Origin of the sequence: Cognatundibacterium squillarum, from assembly GCF_014652435.1 — a bacterium.
In the GTDB taxonomy this organism is placed as follows: Bacteria; Pseudomonadota; Gammaproteobacteria; order Burkholderiales; family Burkholderiaceae_D; genus Undibacterium; species Undibacterium squillarum.
Window position 1 is genome coordinate 19663 of sequence record NZ_BMYU01000010.1, and the last position, 18068, is coordinate 37730.

General features: G+C 52.1%; 14 protein-coding genes. 8 read left to right on the forward strand and 6 right to left on the reverse strand.

Annotated features, from left to right (window positions below; translation table 11 throughout):
* Nucleotides 1-12: 12 nt before the first annotated feature.
* Nucleotides 13-1914, reverse strand: a complete 1902-nt coding sequence (mutL, locus tag IE092_RS16375; protein WP_189358366.1) for a DNA mismatch repair endonuclease MutL — start codon at nt 1912-1914, stop codon at nt 13-15.
* Nucleotides 1915-2022: 108 nt separating this feature from the next.
* Here mutL and IE092_RS16380 point away from each other — a divergent pair, with 108 nt between their 5' ends.
* Nucleotides 2023-2670, forward strand: coding sequence for a VTT domain-containing protein (locus tag IE092_RS16380; protein WP_189358369.1), 648 nt, complete (start codon nt 2023-2025; stop codon nt 2668-2670).
* A gap of 1 nt (nt 2671) precedes the next feature.
* Nucleotides 2672-3007: a hypothetical protein gene (locus IE092_RS16385; RefSeq protein ID WP_189358371.1), complete on the forward strand. Its 336-nt coding sequence runs from the start codon at nt 2672-2674 to the stop codon at nt 3005-3007.
* A gap of 18 nt (nt 3008-3025) precedes the next feature.
* Here IE092_RS16385 and IE092_RS16390 read toward each other — a convergent pair whose 3' ends face one another.
* The gene (locus tag IE092_RS16390; RefSeq protein ID WP_189358373.1) at nt 3026-4444 is read right to left on the reverse strand and encodes an N-acetylmuramoyl-L-alanine amidase; all 1419 of its coding nucleotides are present in this window, start codon (nt 4442-4444) and stop codon (nt 3026-3028) included.
* Complete coding sequence (tsaE, locus tag IE092_RS16395) at nt 4408-4893, reverse strand: tRNA (adenosine(37)-N6)-threonylcarbamoyltransferase complex ATPase subunit type 1 TsaE (RefSeq protein ID WP_189358375.1); 486 nt, start codon at nt 4891-4893, stop codon at nt 4408-4410. Before tsaE ends, IE092_RS16390 begins: the two co-directional genes overlap by 37 nt.
* Nucleotides 4894-4973: 80 nt before the next feature.
* Here tsaE and queG point away from each other — a divergent pair, with 80 nt between their 5' ends.
* The gene (gene queG / locus IE092_RS16400) at nt 4974-6062 is read left to right on the forward strand and encodes a tRNA epoxyqueuosine(34) reductase QueG (protein ID WP_189358377.1); all 1089 of its coding nucleotides are present in this window, start codon (nt 4974-4976) and stop codon (nt 6060-6062) included.
* On the opposite strand, the gene IE092_RS16405 is transcribed toward queG, so the two are convergent.
* From IE092_RS16405 to IE092_RS16415, 3 genes are all read right to left on the reverse strand, one after another.
* On the reverse strand, nt 6059-6952 hold the full coding sequence (locus IE092_RS16405; protein ID WP_189358379.1) for an AEC family transporter: 894 nt from the start codon (nt 6950-6952) through the stop codon (nt 6059-6061). The two genes, queG and IE092_RS16405, sit on opposite strands and share 4 nt — an antisense overlap.
* Nucleotides 6953-7023: 71 nt before the next feature.
* Nucleotides 7024-7614 (reverse strand): response regulator transcription factor, encoded by a 591-nt coding sequence (locus tag IE092_RS16410; protein WP_189358381.1) that lies wholly within the window; start codon nt 7612-7614, stop codon nt 7024-7026.
* Nucleotides 7615-7653: 39 nt separating this feature from the next.
* Nucleotides 7654-9579: a sensor histidine kinase gene (locus IE092_RS16415; protein WP_229793222.1), complete on the reverse strand. Its 1926-nt coding sequence runs from the start codon at nt 9577-9579 to the stop codon at nt 7654-7656.
* A 422-nt stretch (nt 9580-10001) separates the two neighbouring features.
* Here IE092_RS16415 and IE092_RS16420 point away from each other — a divergent pair, with 422 nt between their 5' ends.
* The 5 genes from IE092_RS16420 (at nt 10002) to IE092_RS16440 (ending at nt 18034) form a co-directional block, all read left to right on the forward strand.
* Complete coding sequence (locus IE092_RS16420) at nt 10002-11018, forward strand: DctP family TRAP transporter solute-binding subunit (RefSeq protein ID WP_189358385.1); 1017 nt, start codon at nt 10002-10004, stop codon at nt 11016-11018.
* Between the two features lie 304 nt (nt 11019-11322).
* Nucleotides 11323-11805: a methylated-DNA--[protein]-cysteine S-methyltransferase gene (locus IE092_RS16425; protein WP_189358386.1), complete on the forward strand. Its 483-nt coding sequence runs from the start codon at nt 11323-11325 to the stop codon at nt 11803-11805.
* 68 nt (nt 11806-11873) lie between these two features.
* A complete protein-coding gene (gene xerD / locus IE092_RS16430) occupies nt 11874-12725 on the forward strand; it encodes a site-specific tyrosine recombinase XerD (protein ID WP_189358516.1) in 852 nt (283 codons plus the stop codon).
* A 414-nt stretch (nt 12726-13139) separates the two neighbouring features.
* Nucleotides 13140-15893, forward strand: a complete 2754-nt coding sequence (locus IE092_RS16435; RefSeq protein ID WP_189358388.1) for a TonB-dependent receptor — start codon at nt 13140-13142, stop codon at nt 15891-15893.
* 155 nt (nt 15894-16048) lie between these two features.
* Nucleotides 16049-18034 carry a S9 family peptidase gene (locus tag IE092_RS16440; protein ID WP_189358390.1) on the forward strand — a complete coding sequence of 662 codons (1986 nt, stop codon included), beginning with the start codon at nt 16049-16051 and terminating at the stop codon, nt 18032-18034.
* Nucleotides 18035-18068: the final 34 nt, after the last annotated feature.

Below are 18068 nucleotides of genomic sequence, written 5' to 3' on the forward strand. Positions count from 1 at the left end.
AGCAAAGCGGTCTTACTGGCCGCGTAAAAACAGTTTATCCAGATCGTTCATCGCCAGTTGCACCCAGGTCGGGCGACCGTGATTACACTGATCGGAGCGTTCGGTTTCTTCCATGCGTCGCAACAGCGCATTCATTTCCGGCACGGTCAGCGAACGGTTGGCGCGCACAGCGGTATGGCAGGCCAGCGTGCCGAGCAATTCATTGCGCCGTTCTATCAGCACACGTGAACCGCCGAATTCGCGGATATCGCGCAGCACATCACGCGCCAGTGACTGCACATCAGCATTTTTCAGCAGAGTCGGCACTGCGCGCACAGCAATGGTGGTCGGAGACATTGCATTCATGTCGAAGCCCAGCTTGCGCAGGGTTTCCTGATGCTCTTCCACCGTACCGACCTCCACGCCGTCAGCATAGAACGTGACCGGAATCAGCAGCGCTTGTACGGACATTGCTTCTTCCGTTAATGCATCTTTCAGTTGTTCATACAGAATGCGTTCATGCGCTGCATGCATATCCACCAGTACCAGTCCGTGCCGGTTTTGCGCAAGGATGTACACACCATGCAACTGCGCCAGCGCAAAACCCAGCGGCGCGCCGTCGTCCTCGGAAGTTTCTGCGGGCTGAGTGGCTTGTATGGGCAGTGGCTGTATCAGCGTGTTCGGTGATGTTACTGCCTGCGATTGTTCCGGTGCGCGGAACAGGGAGCCGTAATTTTCCAGACTTTGCGCCACGCCGCCCGGCCGCAATTGCTGCTGCATACTGCCATAAGCACCGGCAGCAGGGCGCGCCACCGGCATTAATTCGGAACCGAAGCTCGCTTGTTTTGCACCTATCCACGGCAGTGAATTTCCCTGCAAGCCATTCCCTGCGCCACCGTTGCCGGACATGGCTGGCGCCGGGACATGACCTTGTGCTGTCGCAGAAGTTTGTGCCAGTGCGCGCTGCACGGCATGGAAAACAAACTGATGTACCGCACGGCTGTCGCGGAAACGGACTTCAATTTTAGACGGATGCACATTCACATCCACCAGCGCAGGATCAAGCTCCAGCGATAACACGTACGACGGATAACGATCACCGTGCAATACATCCTGATAGGCAGCGCGTACTGCATGGGTCAGCAACTTATCGCGTACAAAACGGCCATTTACATAAAAATACTGTGCATCAGCGCGGGCTTTGGAGGCCGTTGGCAAACCGACAAAACCATATATGCGTAAAGGGCCGGCACTTTCATCCAGTGACAAACGGGCACCGGCAAAGCCATCGCCCAGAATCTGTGCGCTGCGTTTGTCATGCTGACTGACATTCCAGTGATCGACGGTTTTGCCGTTATGACTGAGGCTGAAGCTGACATCCGGCCGCGCCAGTGCAATCCTTCGCACGACTTCCGCACAATGGCCGAATTCAGTTTGTTCGGATTTCAGAAACTTACGGCGTGCAGGCGTGTTGTAATACAAATCCTGCACGTCAACCGTGGTGCCCTGAGCGCCGGAGGCCGGACTGACGGTGCCGTTCTGAATCTGCCATGCGTGCGGCGCGTCGGCGGTGCGGGTGGTGAGTGTCAGCACGGCAACCGATGCAATCGACGCCAGCGCTTCGCCACGGAAACCCAGTGTGCCAACGGTTTCCAGTTCTTCCAGCGAGCGGATTTTGGACGTTGCATGCCGGGCCAGTGCCAGCGGCAATTGATCCGGCGGGATGCCTTTACCGTTGTCGGTAATCGCAATACGTTTGACGCCGCCTTCTTCTATCCGTAACTGAACCTGCGTGGCACCCGCATCCAGTGCGTTTTCCAGCAATTCTTTTACTACGGCAGAAGGGCGTTCGATCACCTCGCCAGCGGCGATCTGGGAAATTAAATGATCCGGCAAAGCCAGAATCGGGCGGTCAGGCGCTAATCTTGAAGTCATAGCCGGATTATACCTTTGCGCGCATTCCCTGCATCGCTCTGCGGGAATGCTTGCGGCACTGCTTTCATCGTGTATGATGGCGGCGGATTTTTCACTACAGGGCGCCACATGGATTTAATGCAAATACTGGACATGGTTCTGCATGTCGACAAGATGCTGGGAACCGTTATTGAACAATACGGAACGCTGGTGTATTTCGTGTTGTTCGCAATTGTGTTCTGCGAAACCGCATTTGTGATTTTCCCGTTTTTACCGGGAGATTCCTTACTGTTTATTGCCGGTGCGTTCTGCGCAACCGGTGCAATGAATCCGTGGCTGCTGATTATTCTGCTGTTGATTGCCTCCATTTCCGGCAATACCATCAATTACTGGATCGGCAGTATGATCGGTCATAAAGTGCTGGAAAAAGATTACCGCTGGATAGATCGCGACGCGATTCGCAAAACCCATGATTTTTATGAAAAACATGGTGGCAAAACCGTGGTGATTGCACGTTTTGTTCCGATTGTCCGTACCTTCGCACCGTTTGTGGCCGGTATTTCTGATATGACGCACCGTACTTTCCAGTTCTTTAATGTGCTGGGTGCATTGCTGTGGATTCTGAGTCTGGTACTCAGTGGTTATTTCTTCGGCAATATTCCGTTCATCCAGAAAAATCTGAATACCATTGTGCTGATTGGTGTTGGTGCTGCGATCATTCCTATTCTGCTTGGTGCAGCGTGGAAAATGCTGCGCCGGGTTGTTCAGCGCAGCTGATATGACGCTGCAGCGGGATCAGTCAGAGCAGCAGATTCTGTGGCTGCATCCTGCTGCACCCGCTAAACCAGCAACAGGCGCACCGTGTAACGGTTGTGGCCTGTGTTGCGCCGCCGAGCCTTGCCCGGTGGCGTTTTTGTTTTTATGGCAAAGAAAAGGCCGTTGCCGTGCGTTGGAATGGGATGCGGAAGCAGGCTTGTACCGTTGCGGCATGCTGCTTCAGCCAGATGCTTATCTGTTCTGGTTGCCGCATATTGCGTCGGGCTGGTTCAGTCGCCGCGTGCGCCGCTGGATTGCAGCGGGCACGGCGTGTGATTCTGAGGCGGAATTAGTCTGACCAGCAGAATCAGTAGAATCAGGCGAAACGGTTTTTCGCCAGTGGCGGATTTTTGGCAAAATATTTCTTCACGCCGCGCACTACGGATTCTGCAATCTGATCCTGATAAGCACCGTCATTCAGACGGGCTTCTTCTTCCGGATTGGAGATAAACGCGGTTTCAATCAGAATGCTCGGAATATCCGGCGCTTTCAGTACCGCAAAACCTGCTTGCTCAACCGCTTGCTTGTGCAGTGTATTGATGCCGCCCAGTTCATTCAGCACGATTTTGCCGAGTTTCAGACTGTCATTGATTTGCGCTGTGGTCGATAAATCCAGCAACACACTGGCCAGTTGTTTATCGTGATTCTTGATATTGATGCCACCGATCAGATCGGCAGCATTCTCTTTATCGGCCAGCCAGCGTGCGGCAGTGGAGCTGGCGCCTTTCTCAGACAGCGCAAACACCGATGAACCGCGTGCTGCACTGTTGACAAAGGCATCCGCATGCACGGACATGAATAAATCAGCCTGCACGGCGCGGGCTTTTTCAACGCGGACATTCAGCGGTACAAAATAATCTGCATCACGCGTCAGCATCACACGCACGTTATCGATTTGCTCGAATTTTTTCTTGAGCCGTTTGGCAATCGCCAGAACCACATCTTTTTCGCGACTACCATTCTTACCCAGCGCGCCGGGATCTTCACCGCCGTGCCCCGGATCAATGGCAATGGTAATCGTGCGCCCGTGGGCGAATTTATCCTTAGACTTTTCGGCAGGTGTATCAGATTTTTCTGCAACCCTGACTTTTTCCTCAGTCTTCACAGGTGCTTTAATTTCTGGCTTTTCCGCAGGTGTTGAGGAAGGCGCAGAGCTTGTGCCTGACGCTGGATTTGAGGCCGGAGGTAAAGAGGCAATCGCTGCTGGTTTGTCCTGCGACGATTTTTCAATCAGCGCTGCCAGCGGGTCTGGCGGATTGACCGGATACAAATCAAACACCAGGCGGTGTTTATAGTTGCCCACCGGTTGCAGTGTGAAAACCTGAGGATTGACTTCTTCCTTCAGATCAAACACCAGTCGCACGACAGTCGGTTTATTCTGACCGACCCGAACCTGACGGATGTACGGATCATTCGACTGAATCTTGGCGACCAGTTCTTTCAGTGTCGCATTCAGTTCCAGACCTTCAATGTCGACCACCAGACGATCCGGATTTTTGACCATAAAGTGGGTGGTTTTCAGTTCGCTGTCATTTTCCAGTGTGACACGGGTATAGTCTTCGGCAGGCCATACCCGTACCGCCAGAATCCGCGCAGCATGCGCAGTTTGCGGTAATAAAACGGATAGCAGCAAAGTGCCGCCGGCTTGTAAGAAAGTACGGCGGCGTGAAGGTGACTGCGGAGCGGCCAGGGCCGGGGTCACAGTACCGGGGCGAACTGGAGTGAAGCGAGACATGCAAACCCTTTATCAGACAACGCCCGCAATTCTACCTCACGGCCGTGTGCTGCGATGCACAGAAACAGTTCAATATCCGGTTCCGGTAAGACGCCTTCGGCCTTTTCCGGCCATTCAACGATGCATAACTGATCGGCGCGGAATTCTTCGCGGAAACCCGCGTCCAGAAATTCTTCGGGACTGCCCATCCGGTAAAGATCAAAATGCATGATGCTAGCAGGCTTACTTTGCAGCGTTACCTGATACGGCTCTGCCAGCGTATACGTCGGACTTTTGACGTGGCCGCTGTAACCGGCAGCATGAATCAGGGCGCGGGTCAGGCAGGTTTTTCCTGCGCCGAGGTCGCCGTGCAGAAAAATACTCATTCCCGGTTGTAATACACGGGCCAGTTGCTTGCCGAGTGCCTGCGTCGCGGCTTCGTCCGGTAATGTGGTCTTATAATGTGACATTTGCTGCTGTATGTATTCTGAATGATGTTTTTAACCTTAGCATATCGCCACCAGATCGTGTGGAAATCCGGAGGCATTGCATGACAATGAGCGCGGAGCAATTGCAGGCACTGATGCTGCAAATCCGGCAGTGGAGCAGTGAGCTCGGTTTTTCCGGTGTGGCGGTCAGTGATACCGATCTCAGCATTCACGAAGCTGGATTGCAGGCATGGCTGGATGCCGGGTATCACGGCGATATGCATTATATGGAAAGTCACGGCATGAAGCGCGCACGTCCGGCGGAACTGGTGCCGGGGACGATACGCGTACTCAGTCTGCGTATGGATTATCTGCCTGCAGATCAGGGCTGGCGCGAGCGTGAAAGGGCGCGGCAGAATGATGTGTCACAGGCGGTGATTTCTGTTTATGCACGCGGCAGGGATTATCACAAAGTATTGCGTCAGCGATTGCAACAACTGGCAGACAAGATAGCCAGTGTGACGGGGCCATTCGGACATCGTGTGTTTACCGATTCTGCACCGGTGATGGAAGTAGCGCTGGCAGCACGTTCCGGTCTTGGCTGGCGCGGGAAGCATACGCTGCTGCTGAACCGGGATGCGGGTTCGATGTTTTTTCTGGGCGAAATATTTACGGATTTAGCCTTACCGGTCGATGACAGCGGTACTTCGCATTGCGGTCAGTGCCACGCCTGCATTGATGCCTGTCCGACAGGGGCGATTGTCGCACCGTATCAGGTGGATGCACGGCGCTGCATTTCCTATCTGACGATAGAGTCGCGCGCGGCTATTCCGGAAGATTTAAGACCGCTGATGGGTAACCGCATCTACGGATGCGACGACTGTCAGCTGGCATGTCCGTGGAATAAATTTGCGCAAAAGGCGGTGGTCAGTGATTTCGACGTGCGCCACAGTCTGGACAATGTCACGCTGACCGATTTGTTTGGCTGGAGTGAGGAACAATTTCTGCGCCATTTTGAAGGCAGTCCCGTACGCCGTATCGGGTATGAAAGCTGGTTACGCAATCTGGCAGTGGGGCTTGGCAACGCCGCTGTTTCTATGCGTGGCGATCCTCGCATGGTGGCAGCGTTACAGGCGCGTATGGAGCACCCGTCCGAACTGGTCAGGGAGCATGTGCAATGGGCTTTGGATCAGCATTTGCAGCCGGGTTAAGGTTGTACCAGATGCAGCCACAGAGGCAGAGTCAGCGCGGATAACAGAGTGCTGGCAGAAATCAAAAACGCCACGTAAGGGCCGTTGCCACCCATCCGGGCTGCCAGTACATAAGCGCTGGATGCGGTTGGCAATGCGCAAAACAACACAGCGATTTGCAATTGAAGTAAAGGTAATTGCAGTAAGGTGCCAAGCAGCATGCCAATCGCGGGAGCAATCAGTAATTTAATCGCCAGAAAACCAGCTGCCAGTCCGCGAGCTTCATGTAAGGCCGAAAGACGAAGGCCCGCACCGACAGCCAGTAAGCCCATGGCAATCGAGGCATTGCCAAGGCGTGACAGCGTCGCACTCAGATCGTCAGGCAAGGAAATGCCGGCAAGACTGCAGGCGACGCCAGAGGCTGTGCCAACCACCAACGGGTTGCTGGCGATTTCTTTCAGTAAGCGTCCGCTGTTACGAGCCAGCGCAAAAACGGCCGCAATATTGCAAACCGGCACCAGAAAACCAATCAGCAATGCCATCAGTGCTGTTCCCTGCTCACCGGCAATTCGCGACGCAACGGCAAGTGCAATATAAGAGTTGAACCGGAACGCAGTCTGTACGCCGGATACAAAAGTTTTGCCGGGATTGAAAAAAATAAACCGGCATAAGGTGCCAAGCACGATTGCCGCGAAAGTCGTCAGCACACCGGTGATCAGCAGTTTGCCCGTGGCATGAAAATCAAATTGTGTTTTTGCTGTGGTGTAAAACAGTAAAGCCGGAAATAAAATGAAATACACCAGTTTTTCCACGCCACTCCAGAAGTGGCCTCCGAAGTTGCCGTAACGGCTCAGCAAGAAACCGAGCATGATCAGGCTGAAATCGGGAACCAGTAAATGGAAGACGGACATGAAAATTAATCAAAAAACGGCGGCAACCGCAATGACTGCGGGTCGGAGCTAGACGGGAAAGCTTGCGGTATTTATTTGAGCATGCCTGCAAGCTCAACAGCAGTTTTTACTTGCATTTTGTCGAAAATATGGGCGCGGTGAACTTCAACAGTGCGCATACTGATACCCAGCTCATCGGCGATCACTTTGTTCATCTTCCCTTGCAGGATCAGGTCCAGCACTTCACGTTCACGGCTCGATAAACTGGCCAGCCGGTCATGAATCTGCGCCGTGACACCCGCTTCCCGAGAAGAGGCAAGTGCTTCCAGAACGCGGTCCATCAGTTTGTTATCGTTGAATGGCTTTTCAAAAAAATCGAAGGCACCACGCTTCAGACTATCGACTGCCATCGGTACATCACCGTGGCCAGTCAGAAAAATGACCGGCAGACGGCGTGTCAGTTTTTTAGCGGACAGTGCATCAAACAGGCTGATACCTGAGAGTCCCGGCATACGGACATCCAGCAAAATACAGTCGCCGTCACGATCAAAACTGAACTGGTTTTCCAGCGTGCTCAGGAATTGTTCGCTGCTGGCATAGCCGGTTGCAGGTATTTTGCGCGAGCGGGCGAGCCAGGAAAGGGAATCGCGGATGACTTCTTCATCATCAATGATGTGTAACATGCATGCTCCAGTTCTTTCGTTGTGCGGTTTTTTGCTGCATCAGGATTCCTGAGGTACCGGCAGACTGATGCGGAATACCGTACCGCCATCGGGATTTGCGCCGTGCGTCAGTCGTCCGCCATGGAATTCTATCGCAGTCCGGCATATGTTGAGCCCCATACCCATGCCAGCACTTTTGGTCGTGAAGAATGGTGAAAACAAGCGGGCGGCAACTTCTTCTGAAATGCCGTGACCACGGTCTCTTATCTGAATAATCACTTCATGACTGTCAGGCTGAAAGTCAGCCTGAATCTGCAATAGTCGCCGGGCGGGTGTTGTGCCATGCATGGCCTCAACCGCATTGCGGCTGAGATTCAGTAATACCTGCTCCAGCAACACCGGATCAGCCATGATGGAGGGCAGATCAGATGCAATGTCGTAATGAACCGGAATGCGCAGCGCCTGCGCCTGCAGCTCAATCAGCGGCATGGCATTTTGTATGATCTGCTGAACTGAAATCAGTTGCCGGGCCGGTTCGCGTTTTTTTACGACATCGTACACGCTGCGTATGATTTGTCCGGCACGCTGTGCCTGCGCATTGATTTTTTCCAGTGCACTGCGCAACAGACTGCGGTCATCTTCCCCGGCTTCCAGCATATTGGAAGTTGCGGTGGTATAGCTGGAAATCGCCGCCAGAGGCTGATTCAGCTCGTGTGCCAGCATCGATGCAAGTTCACCCATGGTCGCCAGCTTTGCACTGACATGCAATTTTTCTTCTTGCTGACGGGTCAGTTCCTGCGCGTGGCGCAATTCGGAAATATCCAGAATCGAACTCATCCACCCGGCTTGCTGCCCGGTTTCATCAATCAGGGGTGATTCATAAATCAGTACAGGAATGCGGGTGCCGTCTGCATGCTGGTAGACCGTTTCAAATCCCTCGGCGGGCACTGTTCCGCTTAGCAGCTGGCGGTAACGCTCTTCATATTCTTCGTAGGCTTCCGGCGCCCAGTATGGTAGCGGGGGAATACGTCCGATTAATTCTTCGGCCGGAATGCCGATCATTTTGCAAAATGCCGGATTGACATAGGTCAGGCGGCCCTGCATGTCACGGGCTCTTAAGCCTGTTACCAGCGAGTTTTCCATGGCACTGCGGAAAATCAATTGCTGACGCAAAGCGCCCTCCGCCGCCAGCCGGCGGTTGATATCCCGCCATAACGCAAGCAGGCTCCATATCAGTCCCACCGATAACAGAATGACGGTGACGACCAGCATATTCGACAGAATTTTTGGTTCTGCTTTAATGCTGTTTGTGCGCAGTATCAGACTCAGTCCGGGGAGTTCGAGTGCGCGATTATGACTGTAGATGTTTTTACCGATACCACCGGCAGTACGTGTTGCGTAAACAGTCTCATCGTTATCAACGATGGAAACCTGATTTTCCTGCGCAAACCACCAGGGAATCAACTCGTCCAGCAGCCCGTTTGCAAAATAACTGATCACAACACTGCCGTAATGCCGGTTCTGGCGGTACAAGGGAATCTGGCAACTGATCAGATAGCTGTTCATTTGCTGTTCCGTATCCAGCGCTGGCTGAAAGCAGCGGGTTTTTCTGTCGATTTCAAACAGGCTGGATGTAATGATGGCCGGTTTCGGACGACGCATCAGACCTTCTGCACCTTTTTCGGTTGTCACCAGAATTTGCTCATTCGGGTCCAGCCAGCTCAGGCGGGAGACTTCACGGTTATTACTCAGAATCTGGCGAAAGCGTTCCAGGACTTGTTCAGGACTGATACCGAGATTGACGATATCTGCCCCTATCTGACGTACGACTTCGTCATTCCGGTTGAGTTGGAACATGATGGTTTGTTCAACCCATAAAGTATCGGCAATTAGCTGTTCCTGCCGCTCGTTAGCCTCCATACGCTGTGCCTGCCACGGCAACCAGATCAGTGTGGCCAGAAACAAAGACAGCAGCAGGATAGGCATTATCCAGCGCCATTTTTGAGCAGGCCAGTTGGCGTATTTAGTCAGCATCGGAACAGAGCAAAGACAAATTGTATGAATGCCAGCATCTTACCCTGATTGGCTTCATCTTCGTACGCAGGTTCCTGAGGGCATGGTGTAAGGGCAACAGCTGAAGTATGCCAACGGCACGCGCTGTATGTGGTTTTTCAGAGTGCGCGTATTTATTTCTGTGCAGTGAAATGCCGTTCCTAGTGGATTTCCACACTTGCGTTAGTCGCAGCGAGCAGCCAATAATGCTGCGAACTTTTTCCCGCCGTTAAAGTCTCATCCGCATGCGAAAATAGCGCCTTATGCCGGGCCCGAACAGAGTTCAGCACGCCCTTCAGACCAGCGTCAGTTTTTTCTTATCGCATTCAGTGAATCAATCTAAAAAGGGGAATGTCATGCAGGGCAAACGGATGCGCCGCCTGATTCTGGCTGCAATGATGCTGTCGCCTGCCGTGTATGCGCAAACGCCGATTGTGATCAAGTTCAGCCATGTTGTTGCAGCGGATACGCCAAAGGGTATGGCGGCTGAACGCTTTAAGCAACTCGCAGAAAAAGCGACCCGCGGTAAGGTCAGGGTTGATATTTATCCTGACAGTAAGCTGTATAAAGACCGTGAAGAGCTGGAGGCATTACAGCTTGGTGCTGTGCAAATGCTCGCGCCATCACTCGCAAAATTCGGTCCGCTTGGCATCAAAGAATTTGAAGCCTTCGACATCCCTTTTCTTTTTCCTGATAAGCAGTCCTTGCATGCCGTTACAGAGGGCAGAACAGGCCGTAGCCTGTTACGAAAACTGGAACCTAAAGGCATTATCGGTCTTGCCTACTGGGATAACGGATTTAAAGTCATTTCAGCCAATCGCCAGATAAAAACACCGGCAGATTTACGGGGATTGAAGTTTCGTATTCAGGCATCAAAGGTACTTGATGCCCAGACACGCGCACTTGGCGCCAGCCCGCAGGTAACAAATTTTGCAGAGGTTTATCAGGCATTAAAAACCGGTGCTGCCGATGCAACCGAAAATCCACCCAGTAATCTGCTGACACAGCGGATGTTTGAAGTGCAAAAACATATTACGGTAACTAACCACGGATACCTGGGTTATGCCGTCATCGTCAATAAAAAATTCTGGGAGAGTTTGCCTGCGGATATCCGTTTTGAGCTGGAAGCGGCGATGAAGGCAGCCACCCGCTATGCCAACGATATTGCTCAGCAGGAAAACGATCAGGCACTGGATACACTGAAGGCTATGCCTGGATTGCAGGTGTATTACCCGGGCAAGTCTGAGCGGGCAGAATGGCAGCGCGCGCTGATGCCTGTGCAGCGTGAAATGGAGTTACGGGTTGGCAGCGATTTGCTGCGTGATATCAACCGCGAAACGCAAAAAGCGCGGGAAGACAAAGGCGTTAAATGAGATCAGATTCGCATAACATAAATTCCTGAATTCAGGGTTGTTTTTACAATTCCACAACAACTTGTGCCGGGGATCCGTAGTAACCCGTAGTTTTTTTTGTTTCTGATTTGATGCCGTGCTATATTTGCGCAGGTTCGTAATTTGCTGTACAGATTTACAAGGCGGTAGTGCGAGAAAACGGTATTCATACCGTACACAGAGGAGACACGTGCTTTCAGAAAGCCAGCATAAAAATGGCTCGGAAGTACGCATATAATTTAAAGGCGCATCCTGGGATGCGCCTTTTTTCTTTTGGAGAGCCGAATTGAATGACTCGCTGTTTCAGGCTGTGATTGCTGCACCATTTGGAGGTGTCGGCGTTAGAACAGCAGCGGGCGAAGTGCTGGAGCTGTGCTACCTGCCACCATCGTACCGGGAAAAATCGCCTGCGGATGCGCTTACTGAGCAGGTTGCGATACAGGTGCAACGTTATCTTGCTGATCCGGATTTCCGGTTCAACTTACCGCTGGCAAGTGTTGGTACTGGCTTTCAGCAAAAGGTGTGGCAGGCGATTGCCGCCATTCCCCGTGGTGAAGTGCTGACTTACGGTGCCGTCGCGAAGCAATTACGCTCTGCTCCCAGAGCGGTTGGTCAGGCTTGCGGTGCAAACTGGTTTCCATTGATTATTCCCTGCCACCGTGTCATCAGTGCCAGCGGCATTGGCGGATTTGCCGGCAGCGATCTGGATGCCGGATTCCATGTCGGCGTTAAGCGCTGGCTATTGCAGCATGAAGGAGCAAGCTGGTGAGTCGTTATCCCGAGAACAGCGTTGTATTGCCAGATAACTGGCAACAAACCCTGGACGCGTTTTGCGACATGTTGCTGTTGGAAGAAGGTCTGGCAAAAAATTCCATCGATGCTTACCGTACGGACTTATTTCAGTTTGCATCCTGGTTGCAGCAGCACGAGGCAGTATCGCTGACACAAGCAACATCCGATCAGATCAGCGGGTACCTGCAGGAAAGGAATGCTGAGGCCAAGCCCAGCTCGGCAAATCGCAGGCTGAGTTCTGTCAAACGTCTTTATCAGTGGCTGCTGCGGGAACAGCAAATTCAGGATGACCCCTGTCTGCGCCTGAAATCTGCGCGTCAGGGATTACGCATTCCCAAGACCATGAGTGAAGATGTGGTTGAAGCTTTACTGAATGCGCCTGACGAATCGCCGCTTGGTGTCAGGGATCGCACCATGCTGGAGCTGATGTATGCGAGCGGTTTGCGTGTCAGTGAGCTGGTGCAATTGAAGACAACAGAAATCAGTCTGAAAGAAAACGTCCTGCGTGTAACTGGCAAGGGCGGAAAAACGCGCCTGATACCGTTTGGTGAACATGCCGGCAGCTGGCTGGAGCGCTATCTTAGCGACAGCCGCTCAGCGATCCTGCAGGGGCAGGTGTCTGATGCCTTATTTGTAACGCAGCGCGGCGGACCGATGACACGCCAGATGTTCTGGGTACTGATTAAAAAGCATGCCCTGAAAGCAGGTATTGAACAGCATTTGTCCCCCCATACGATGCGTCACGCATTTGCCACACATTTATTGAATCACGGGGCAGATTTACGTGTGGTGCAGTTGCTGCTCGGTCATGCAGATATCACCACTACGCAGATCTACACCCACGTCGCCAGAGAGCGTCTGAAGCAGTTGCATGCAGAACATCATCCGCGTGGTTAAACCTGATTAGACTCAAATCTTGCAAAAAAATTATGCATTTTTATAATTAGTTAGAAAAAAGATATGCTTATTTATGTGTAAATACAACATATTTCTGCGCATCAATTTAATTGCATAAATGTGCATAAACATGGCAAAAATTCAGGCTTAGTTAAATATATTAAGCTTTTTGACGGAATTTTATTCTTCTTTTCAAAATAAAACTCAGTTTTAACCAACTTTCTTGCGGGCAATTCTGATTGTGCTCGAAAAAAAATTGGCGGGTAACAAACTGTAACGTTAGATAATCATTTTTCCGGTACGGTCGCGACTGAAAACCAGGCAGTCGCTGTGCCGGAATACAGGCACGGGTGATGGAGATAGTACGCCTGTCAGCCATAAAGAATGTGTATATAACGATAAGAAAGGTTATCCATGAAACTGAGTCGTCTGACGCTTGCGCTGGCAGGCATAGGATTCTGCACGATGACTACGACTGCTTTTGCTCAGGAAGTAAAAGCAAAGGAGGAGTCTAAAAAGAATGACAACGCGCCGGTGCAGCGTGTTGAAATCACCGGTTCCAACATCAAACGTGTGAACATCGAAACCGCATCGCCGGTACAGGTCATCTCTAAAGAAGAGCTGGTACGTGGTGGTGCGACATCCCTGAATGATGTTTTGCGCGGCGTATCTGCCAACATCGGTGGTATTGATGAAAACCGTACGAATGGTTTTACCGCTGGTGCAGCCGGCCTGAATCTGCGTGGTATCGGTAGCCAGGCAACACTGGTACTGATTAATGGCCGCCGCCTGGCAGCCTATGCGCAGCCGGAATACCAGACGACTTTCGTTGATCTGAACTCTGTCCCGATCGGTGCGGTAGAGCGCATCGAAATTCTGAAAGACGGCGCATCTGCGATCTACGGCTCTGAAGCTATGGCGGGTGTTGTTAACATCATCCTGCGTAACAACTATCAGGGCGCAGCAGTAACCGGTTCGGTAGGCCGCTCACAACGTAACGACGGTGAGCAATACCGTGCCAGCGCGAGCTATGGTTTTGGTAGTCTGGTTGAAGACCACTACAACGTCTATGCGACACTGGATGTGCGTCAGGTAAAACCGATGTACATCAACAAACGTGATGGCTATCTGAGCACCGAAGATCTGCGTCCGTGGGGCTATAAAGATAATCGTTCTATTTATACTTACCCGGGTAACCTGTACTGGACTGACAAGGCGACCGGTAAATTCGTCACCCGTACGCTGGATGCAAACTGCCCGGCGAACAATCTGGTGCCGGCATCGACCGTATTCGGTGCAAATTCGATCGGCAGTGTCTGCGTTTATGACGATCTGAAAGACAGTAAATACAATTCTGCCGGTGACACTGAGCGTGTTGGTCTGACTAGCCGTGGTACATGGCAAATCAATGCTGACACAGAAGCATTTGCTGAAGTGATGATTAACCAGAATAAGGCGCAGATTTCTGGTGTGCCGCACTGGTTTGCTGGTCAGAATGGTCTGGATACACCGGCACTGCCAATTACGCATCCGCAATATCCGAAAGACCTGATTGATCCGGTCACAGGTAAAACGCTGGCAGGCGGCAATGGCACCGTACGTGTACGCGCATCGCTGAGTGACTTCCCTGGCCAGGGTCTGACCAACACTACCTTGTTCTCCCGTTATCTGGCTGGCGTCAAGGGCAGCTTTAAGAGCTGGGACTGGGAAACCGCATTCATGGTCAACACCAGTAAAGTTGATTCCAAAGCGACTTCCGGTATTCTGAAGACACCATTCATCGACGCATACAAAAATGGCACTTTCCTGTTTGGTCAGTCTGCAAACAACGCAGCACTGCTGAGCAAAATCGTGACAGATGCGGCCAGCAACTTCAAATCTGGCATGTATCTGTGGGATGGCAAACTGAGCGGCGATCTGCTGCAATTGCCGGCAGGTCCGTTGTCTGCTGCGTTTGGTGTGGAAGCACGTCGTGAAACACTGGAAGTCACGCCTGCTGATCTGGCAGTGGCTGGTGAACTGTACCACTGGGCACAGGCTGAGCCGGGATACCGCCGCGGCCGTAACATTGGCTCGTTCTACACAGAAATGAACGCACCACTGTTGAAAAATCTGGAAGCGTCCGTTGCTGTGCGTTACGACAATTACTCTGACTACGGCAGCTCGACTACACCAAAACTGGGTCTGAAATGGAATGCTGATCCGACACTGCTGATCCGTGGTACGTATGCAACCGGCTTCCGTGCACCGACTCTGGTGGAAAACTCCACCCAGATCAAAAAAGCTTTCCTGTCCTACCGTGACCCTGCCCGTTGTAACGATAAGTTCACCGCTGGCTGCCAGTGGAGCAGTGCGTACGAAAGCGGCTCTAACCCTGGTCTGAAACCGGAAACTGCAGACAGCTTCACACTGGGTCTGGTCTGGGAACCGACAAAATGGTTCGATGCAACGCTGGACTTCTGGCAGATCAAACGGAAAGACGAGATTACAACCTTCGATCTGGCTACCGTTCTGTCCAATCCTGGTCGTTATGCAGGTAACTCAGCAGCAGTGATCACCCGTGATCCTTTGTCTGCTGCAGATGCTGCTGCAGGTGCAACAGCCGGTGAAATCACTAATGTTCGTCTGTTGCTGACCAATCTGGCGCAAACACGTGTACGCGGCGCTGATCTGACACTGAATGGTCACTTCAATGGCGGTGAGTACGGTCGTTTTAATCCTAGCCTGAATGTAACTTACAATCATTCTTACAAAGCTGCACCGGCACCGGAAAGTGAACCGATTGAGTATGCAGGCAGCCGTGGTCAGCCACGCGTGATGGCAACCATGGGTCTGGCATGGGAAAAAGCAGCATGGCGTTTGTCTGCTGACGTGAACTACGTTGGCAAAATGTCTGCGAAAGATGACTTCACTCAGCCATGTACTTTTGAACAACAAGGCTATGCAAACCTGTGTGGTGACATCGGTTCGTTCACCACGGTCAATCTGGGTGGCAGCTACAGTGGCCTGATGAAAAACCTGAAGCTCAGTTTTGCGATTCGCAATCTGTTCGACACCATGCCACCATTTGCACCGAGCGCGACATCCGCTCAGGCAGTGGCTGCATCTTCACTGCACAGCACTGTTGGTCGTTATTTCATGCTGACTGCTGATTACAAATTTAAGTAATCACAGTCCGGAAATGCCGGAATCGCAAGATTCCGGCATTTTTTTTACCTGTATATGCTGAATTGCTTGTCTGCATCAGTGAATGCGGTCACGAGTGACCATCTGCTTTCGCAGACAATGCCAGATTTCCCGATTTACTTTTCAAAGGCTCAGGCATGAATTCTTTACGTCGTCTGATACTGGCCGGTGCATTGCTCGCAGCACCGTTCATGACTATGCCGGCAATGGCAGATGCATCCATTCCGGTCGCGGATTTTTTTAAAGCATCACAGTATTCCGGTATTCCTTCCCTGTCACCGGATGGTAAAACGCTCGCGGTCCTGACGCCGCGCAATGGCCGCAATGTACTGGCGGTGATACGTCTCGATTCCCGCACACCAAGAGTGATTGCTTCCGATCCTGACTGGGATATTGCCAATCCGATCTGGGTGAATAACGAGCGTCTGGTGTTCAGCCTCAGTAAAGGCAAAGATGCTGTCTATGAAGACCAGCGCGGTGGTGGCTTGTTTGCGGTGAATACCGATGGCAGCCGTTTCCGTAAGCTGACCCCGACGCTGAAAGAAGCGATGGGTAACAATATTCCGTACAAGCCGTATCAGGTGCTGGCGCGTGCCGGTGACGATTCCACCGATCTGATTGTGGTAAATAACGAGCGTGGCCGTGATGCTGCCCTCGGTGCATCGGATGTTTTCCGTCTGGACACACTGACCGGCAAGGCAACCCTGCTCACCTTTAATAACCCCGGCAAAGTCAGCGAATGGACACTGGATCATGCCCGTGTTGTGCGCGCAGGCTCTGCACTGGATGTGGAGCCGGGTAGCAAACGCATTCGCCAGACGGTGTATTACCGCGATGGAGAAAATGCACCGTGGAAAGCGATTTATCAGGCATTCATTGATGAAGGCCGTGAGATGGAAATCGCCGGTTTTGACTTCGATAATAAAACCATGCTGGTCGCCGGTCGCTTTAATGGCCGTGATAAGAAAGCGGTTTATTTGTGGGATTTTGCCAAAAATACGGTCGGCGAAATGCTGGCAGATCATCCGCAGGCTGATGTGGAAAACGTTCGCTTTGACAGTAGCCGTAAAAAGATTGTCGGCGCACCGGTAGCAGCAATGAAACCGGAGTACGTGTATTTTGATGAAGATTACGCACGTCTGGATGCGACTTTCCGCGCCAGCTTCCCCGGACAAGAATATTTCTTCCAGTGGAGCGGTGACAGCGTTGTGGTGTATACCTACAGTGCAGCTAATCCGGGTTCAGTCTATTTTTACGATGTCGCTAAGCGCAAGCTGGAACCGTTGTATGTGATGAAGCCGGAACTGGAAGGCAAGAAGTTGTCTGAAACCAAAGTCATTCAGTACAACGCCCGTGACGGCTTGCCTGTCCCTGCGTATCTGACACTGCCGGAAGGAAAGAAAGCAGAAAAACTGCCGCTGATCGCCTTTGTTCACGGTGGGCCACATGCGCGTGACAGCTACGGTTACGATGGCATGGTGCAAATGCTGGCTTCACGTGGTTACGCTGTGTTGCAACCGCAATTCCGTATGTCCACCGGCTTTGGCTGGAAGCATCACACAGCAGGCTGGAAACAATGGGGTCTGGCGATGCAGGATGACGTGACGGATGGCGTGAAAAACCTGATCAGTCAGGGTGTGGTTGATCCATCCCGCGTCTGCATTATCGGTGCCAGCTATGGCGGTTACGCGACCATGTACGGCCTTGCCAAAGATCCGGATCTGTATCGCTGCGGTGTGAACTGGGTAGGTGTGACCGACGTGAAAATGCTGTTCACCGTAACGTGGTCAGATATGTCCGGTCCTTACATGGATAATCTGGGTCGTCTGATGCACGGTGATCCGGACAAAGACGGCGCTTACTTTGAAAAAGTATCCGCTATCGGCAACGCTGCCCGTATCAAAGCCCCTGTACTGATGGGTTACGGCAGTGAAGATATCCGCGTTCCGCTGATTCATGGTGAAAAAATGCGTGACAAGCTGCGCGCGCAAGGCAATGAAGTGGAATGGGTGGTGATGACCGGTGAAGAACATAACTGGTATCGCGAAGCCAACCGGATTGCCTGGGGTGAAAAAGTGGAAAAATTCCTCGCGAAGCATCTGGCACCTGCCAGTAAGCAATAAGGTGTTTGATGTAAAAAAGCCAGTCAGATTTCTG

Bases quoted from the DNA above. Each gene is read 5' to 3' on its own strand.
- IE092_RS16390 (WP_189358373.1), bottom strand. From the start codon at position 4,444: ATGTCTCGCTTCACTCCAGTTCGCCCCGGTACTGTGACCCCGGCCCTG.
- mutL (WP_189358366.1), bottom strand. From the start codon at position 1,914: ATGACTTCAAGATTAGCGCCTGACCGCCCGATTCTGGCTTTGCCGGAT.
- queG (WP_189358377.1), top strand. From the start codon at position 4,974: ATGACAATGAGCGCGGAGCAATTGCAGGCACTGATGCTGCAAATCCGG.
- IE092_RS16380 (WP_189358369.1), top strand. From the start codon at position 2,023: ATGGATTTAATGCAAATACTGGACATGGTTCTGCATGTCGACAAGATG.
- IE092_RS16415 (WP_229793222.1), bottom strand. From the start codon at position 9,579: ATGCCTATCCTGCTGCTGTCTTTGTTTCTGGCCACACTGATCTGGTTG.
- IE092_RS16440 (WP_189358390.1), top strand. From the start codon at position 16,049: ATGAATTCTTTACGTCGTCTGATACTGGCCGGTGCATTGCTCGCAGCA.
- IE092_RS16385 (WP_189358371.1), top strand. From the start codon at position 2,672: ATGACGCTGCAGCGGGATCAGTCAGAGCAGCAGATTCTGTGGCTGCAT.
- IE092_RS16405 (WP_189358379.1), bottom strand. From the start codon at position 6,952: ATGTCCGTCTTCCATTTACTGGTTCCCGATTTCAGCCTGATCATGCTC.
- IE092_RS16420 (WP_189358385.1), top strand. From the start codon at position 10,002: ATGCAGGGCAAACGGATGCGCCGCCTGATTCTGGCTGCAATGATGCTG.
- IE092_RS16435 (WP_189358388.1), top strand. From the start codon at position 13,140: ATGAAACTGAGTCGTCTGACGCTTGCGCTGGCAGGCATAGGATTCTGC.
- IE092_RS16410 (WP_189358381.1), bottom strand. From the start codon at position 7,614: ATGTTACACATCATTGATGATGAAGAAGTCATCCGCGATTCCCTTTCC.
- tsaE (WP_189358375.1), bottom strand. From the start codon at position 4,893: ATGTCACATTATAAGACCACATTACCGGACGAAGCCGCGACGCAGGCA.
- xerD (WP_189358516.1), top strand. From the start codon at position 11,874: ATGTTGCTGTTGGAAGAAGGTCTGGCAAAAAATTCCATCGATGCTTAC.